Source organism: Synechococcus sp. R8-2 (assembly GCF_047461715.1).
In the GTDB taxonomy this organism is placed as follows: domain Bacteria; phylum Cyanobacteriota; class Cyanobacteriia; order Thermostichales; family Thermostichaceae; genus Thermostichus.
The window spans coordinates 1-5,684 of sequence record NZ_JANSHQ010000269.1 but is presented as its reverse complement, the minus strand read 5'-3'; the positions used below and the strand labels follow the sequence as shown (position 1 = coordinate 5,684).

Genomic DNA, 5,684 nt, shown 5'->3' with positions numbered 1-5,684 from the left:
AGGCAAGCCTGGATCTGCGCCATTTCCGAGGGATCCAGCTTTTGGAAGCGCTCTTTCAAGTAGGCGACGTGGGCCGGGAAAATTTCCTCAAACAGTTTTTCCCCCGCTTCTGTCAGCACGACCTTAAAGCAGCGTCGGTTTTCCGGGGGCACTTCCCGGCGCACCAGCCCTTTTTGTTCCAGGCGATCCACAATGCCGGTCAGTGTCCCTTTGGTCACCAGCGTTTTTTGGGCCAAGACATTCATGGTCATCCCAGGGGTATTGCCAAGGGTAACCAACACATCGAATTGGGGGGCCGTCAGCCCCATTTGCCGAATGTGAACCCCGGCGTAATTTTCAAAAGCTTGGTAGGCCCGCGCCAGATCCCGCAACAGCCCCAAAAAAGGCTCACGGGCCGCCAATACCGTCCCCCTCAGCGGAACAGAGTCCTCAGGCTTGAGAACCTCGTCGCTTTGGAGAAGGGGGGATGGAGAGGAGTCAGCGGGAGTGGGCATGGTTGAAGATCGCAGTTCGCGTTGGTGGAACAAACTCAAACCCAAAGGACAGTCTCGGCTCCATGATAGCCCACTGTAGTACAGTTCTAACGCAAAATGAACTACGTCTATCTGCTTTGCTGAGCTAGCCCCTTCGCCGTTATGTGGTTCTCATAAAAAAAGGGGATCCACTGGATGGATCCCCCGTGACGGACAGAGCTTGTGGGGCAAACACCCGCCCAAGGCAGGTGACCACAGCAGACACTAGGGCTTCAGCTCGCTGGGGATGCGCTCCCCGAAGAGCACGAAGTAGAGAATCCGATAAATGTCCGTGTTCAGGATCCCGGTGGTCGGCACCAACTCTTGGGCGTTCAAGCCCGCAGCGCGAGCGATGACTCCACTGCCGACGTCATCTCCGGTAGCCCAAGCCACGGCAAAGGGAAAGCGCTTGCCATTTTTGTCGGGAGCGGAAATGAACGGCTTGCTACCGGTGCCGTCAACCCCGTCAATGGGGGCACCACTGCCTTCGGGGTCAGTAGGGGGCAGCGGCTCCTCGGCGGACTCGACATCCACCAACTGCATGCCACCGGCATTGCTGTCGCTGGTGGTGATCATGAAGGTCTTGGGATTCTTCTCGATAAAGTTGAGAATCACCCCGATGGCATCGTCGGCCCGCTTCATGGCCTCCAGGCAGCCAGAGGCATTGAGGTTATTGCACATGTTGTCGGTGCCCTCTTCTTCGATGACGGCGAAGAAGCCCTTGGGATTGCGGGAGATCCGCGCCAGGGCAAATTCGGTCATCTCGGCAATGGTGGGGGCGCTGGCAATGTAGTTGGGCAGGTTTTGGGCGCGCAGCTCTTCCTCTGGCTTGTCGTAGAAGGTGTCCTCGACGTTGAACACCCCCAAAACTTTGGAAACATCAGCCGGCAGCTTGAGCAGCTCGTCGCGGGTGTAGACAACGGCGTACCCCTTTTTCTTGGCCTCCTCAATCAGGTTGCGGCCATCCTTGCGCTTCCCTTGGCCAAAGCGGCCCTGGACACCTTCCGGCAGCAGCCATTCCTCGCCAGCGCCGAGGATGATGTCTACCCCTGACTCCACCACCTGCAGGGCAATCTCCTCATAGTCGCTGCGCTTGGCAGCTTTGGCAACGAAGGCAGCCGTCCCCGGCTCAATGATGGATCCCGTTTGCACCAGAGCCGTACCCAAGCCTGCCGCCACGGCATCTTCCATGATCGTGTTCAGGGTGCCGTTGGCAGAGGGGTACTCTTTGCCGTCCGGATCCAACCCAAAGCTCTTGGCGTGGGCACGGGTTCCCGTGGCATGGATCACCGCTCCGGCGTTGGAAGTTCCTCCAAGCTGGTCAAGAAGGTGCCCGCGATAGGGGGCAATCACGGGGAGACGATCCCAGTTCAGAAAGCCATCAGGGCCGTAGTGGAGAATGCGCGTAATGTCCCAGTGGGAAGCTGAGGTTCCATCTGGGTGAAAGAAGATTGCACCGTTGCCGGTTGGCTTAGGCGCCGCTTGAGCCACACTAGAGGAAAAAACTGACGAGGACAGCAGACACAAAGTTGCAGCCAAAGCCGCCCTCAAAGAATAGCTACGCATAGCTAACACGCCCTTGCTCGTTCGAAGCTGAACGTTAGAAACGTAACACAGCTTCAGATGAGTTTGCAAGGGCATAGCAACGCAGCCGCGCGAAACGTGCCTGAAGCGAGTGCGCCACTGAGCGATTTCCCCGTCTGACAGTGCAGCTTACGGGGTCTATAACTAACGTTAACTATCTCTTAACTGTCTCATAACTGTCAAGGCTTCTCGCAGGGCTTTTGGGGTACCTGTTCTAAGGCGCAGCCGTCCCTCTCGTCAAGTGGCTCTTCTGGAGGTGATGGCGGGGTTTTTGGCCAGTGGCTGCCATGCTTGCCTAAGCTGTCTGAGTTGCTGCTGCCAGCGCTGCAGTTCCCCCACCTCCAACGGGATCCCACCGAAGCGCACCTCCATGTAGCGCTCCAAGAACTGGATGGCCAACTGGGCTTGTGGCAAATCGGAGTGGCGCAAGTGTTCCAGGCAGGCCTCAGGGCCTAGGTGGGCTGGGATCCCCACCGCCGTCGCCAGATCCCGCAGTTGCAGATAAAGCCTTGAGATAAGCTGGCGGCGCTGCTGCGACTTGGGTAGAGCCGCCGGGATCCAGCGCATCCCAGCAAAGGCCAGACTCGGTAGCAAGAGGCCAACCATCCAGGTGGGCCAGGGGGGCGGAGGCTGCCACAGGGATCCCAGCAAAACCCCATTGCCGGCAGTGGCCAACAGAATCCACCCCCCATCCTGCCAGCGCAAAGCCCGATAGCGGCGGCGGCGACCCCAATAGGCCATGGATCCGGTGATCAAAACCACCCCCAACACCGGCAGGCCATTCTGCTGCAACGTTTGCCCCAAGGCAACCAGGCTGCGACGGAAGCCAGCACCGACATCCTCTCGATCCGGAGAGGCGGCTACAGCGCTGGCCATCTCCTGAATCTGCCGCCAGATCTGCTGCTGGGTGGATAGGTCGTACTGGATGACGTACTTAAACCAGCGGAAGCGCAAGCTGTCGTAGAAATCTTGAAGGGGATCCCACCAGCTCTGCCGCTGACTAACATTAGCCTCTGCCGGCGTAGCGTCAAAGATGACCCAGCCGTAGGGGCCAAAGGGGATCTCCGTCCAGGAATGGGCGTCGGCATTGCGCACTGCCAGATAATTTTCCTGCGCCACCCAGCGCCCGCCCAAAAAGCCATTCACCATCCGGGCCGGGATGCCAATGCTGCGGGCCAGTATCGTCAGGGCTGTGGCGAAATATTCGCAGTGGCCCCGCCGATGGGTGAACAGAAAGGCTTCCAAAGGCGGTTCAGGGCCGGGATCCGGCAGATCGGTGGTATAGGCGTAGTTCTCCAGCAGGTAGTTCTGCAAAGCCGTCACCTTGCCAAAGACATCGGGGATCCCAGCGGTAACGTCTTCAGCCAAGGCGGGAATGCGCGGATCCAGGTCTGCTGGCAACTGCAGATAGGCTGCCTGTTGGACTGGGTCGAGAGCACTGAACAGCTCCGCGTGGCCTAGCCGGCGCAAGCGCGGGCTTAACTCCCTTGAGATCCGGCTCCGGGCGCGGTAAAGATGGGGCACCTGCCGAGGCAGAGAATGGCCAACATCTCCGGTCTCGCTCAGGATGAGGCGGCGATTCTGCCGTTGCCAAGCTTGTTGCACCGTCGCTGCTCCGCCCCGCTCCAGCCATTCCATCTCCACCAGCGGGGCCACCCCAAAAACGGTGTTGGTGACCAGCGGCTCCAGATAGATAAGCTGCTCCAAGGGGAGAAGCAGCAGGTCGGGAGCAGTGGGGATCAAGCTGGAGGCAGAGAGATCAAATACCCCTGCTGCGTTGGGGAAAATGGGGATGAAGCGGTCTAGCGTCCGCGACCAAGCCCGCCCGTCGTAGCGATCAAAGCTCATGCCACGCCAGTAGAGAGACTCCACCTGGGGCGGCACCCCTGCCGGGAACTCCACCCGCATGACAACGGTGTTATCGGTTTTGAGGGTGCCGAATGCTCCCAGGCTGACTTCCTCGGCAAAGCCGGTGGTCATCACCGGCGAGCGGGCCTGGCGACCCAGAATTCCTAAACTGACCCGCGGGAACAAGAAAAACAAAGCCACGGACAGGATCACCGCCAGCAAAGCCAGGGATCCGAGAAAGCCCAAAAAGTTGAGGTTGATGCCACGGGTTTGGCTGGCTGCCTGCGGGTGCTGCTCTGCTTGCAGGCGCAGGTGGTAAAGGGTGAGGTTGATTAGCCCTACCCCCACGTACAGCAAAAACAGCAGCCCAAAGCTGATGTCTTCGTTGAACAGGGTGGCAATGGCCATCAGCAGCAGAGACAGCACCGCCAACTGGATGTGATCGGCTGCCCGTTCCCGCTGAAACAGCTTGGCCCCCGTTAGGTAAAGCACCAAGCCAATGGCCCCATCGGAAAAGGGAAGGATCCCAAAGATAACCAAAGCCAGCAGGCTAAGCAACACCGCCACCGTCAGGGGCATCCACAGGGGGGCATAGCGGGCAAAAGCAATCCTTGGCGGCTCCCAAAACCAACTGCAGGCCCCTGCGGCCAAGCAAACGGCAATGACCGGTGGCGACAGAGCCTGATCCCCCAGACAAAGGGCCGTGAAGGCGATCCCCACCAACAGGTAAACAAACACCTTTTGAACGGATGGCAGTGTCCAGGTCATGGCCCTTGGGATTCAATCCTTTCCAGCATAGCCAAGTCTTTTTTGCTACCGGTTTGCCCTCCCTGGGATCCCCTTTTGGACAAAGCGAAGAGCATTAGAATCGTCAACTAAGAATCGTTAAGATTTTGTTACTCGCCGGTCTCGACGGGATACCTGTGACACGCTGCGCGAAAAGGTGGTGAGATGTCCAGCCAAAACGAAATTCACGTGGTGGGGGCGCGGCAGCACAACCTCAAGAATGTCGAGCTGCGGATCCCGCGCGATCGCCTGGTGGTGTTCACCGGCGTCTCCGGCTCTGGCAAGTCCTCCTTGGCTTTCGACACCATCTTTGCCGAGGGACAGCGGCGCTATGTGGAATCCCTCAGCGCCTATGCGCGACAGTTTTTGGGGCAACTGGACAAACCGGATGTGGATCGCATCGAAGGGCTGAGTCCGGCCATCTCCATCGATCAAAAGTCCACCAGCCACAACCCCCGTTCCACCGTCGGCACCGTTACCGAAATCTACGACTACCTGCGGCTTCTGTATGGGCGAGCTGGGATCCCTCACTGCCCCCATTGCAACCGGGTGATCGCCCCCCAGACGGTGGATCAAATTGTGGATCAGATCCTGGCCCTGCCGGATCGGACGCGGTTTCAGTTGCTCTCGCCGGTGGTGAAGGGGAAAAAGGGCACCCATGCCAACCTGTTGCAAAGCTTGCGCCAGCAAGGGTTTGTGCGCGTGCGCATCGACGGCCAGGTGCGGGATCTGAGCGAGGAGATCGAGTTAGCCAAAAACAAAACCCACACCCTTGAGGTTGTGGTGGATCGGCTGGTCAAGAGCCCCGACATAGCGGAGCGACTGGCCGATTCTCTAGCAACCTGCCTGCGCCAGTCGGGAGGAATTGCGGTGGTGGAGCTGCTGCCGCGGGAAGAGGAGCGAGAACAGCTGCTGCAAAAGGTGGCCGAGTCGGCGGGGCAATACCTGAACAGC

At 59.1% G+C, this 5,684-nt stretch carries 3 protein-coding genes and 1 pseudogene; 1 reads left to right on the top strand and 3 read right to left on the bottom strand.

Features of this window, described 5'->3' with window-relative positions:
• From NW819_RS07090 to NW819_RS07080, 3 genes are all read right to left on the bottom strand, one after another.
• Positions 1–494: MarR family winged helix-turn-helix transcriptional regulator (locus NW819_RS07090; protein WP_414407570.1), on the bottom strand; the 494-nt coding region annotated here is incomplete at its 3' end.
• Positions 495–737: 243 nt separating this feature from the next.
• Positions 738–2,003 carry an alkaline phosphatase gene (locus tag NW819_RS07085; protein WP_414413323.1) on the bottom strand — a complete coding sequence of 422 codons (1,266 nt, stop codon included), beginning with the start codon at positions 2,001–2,003 and terminating at the stop codon, positions 738–740.
• Between the two features lie 330 nt (positions 2,004–2,333).
• Entirely contained in the window at positions 2,334–4,712 is a 2,379-nt protein-coding gene (locus NW819_RS07080; protein WP_414413322.1) for a transglutaminaseTgpA domain-containing protein, read from the bottom strand.
• A 183-nt stretch (positions 4,713–4,895) separates the two neighbouring features.
• Between NW819_RS07080 and NW819_RS07075 the strand changes: the two are divergent.
• Positions 4,896–5,684 (top strand): annotated as a pseudogene (locus tag NW819_RS07075) (excinuclease ABC subunit A); the annotation flags it as partial.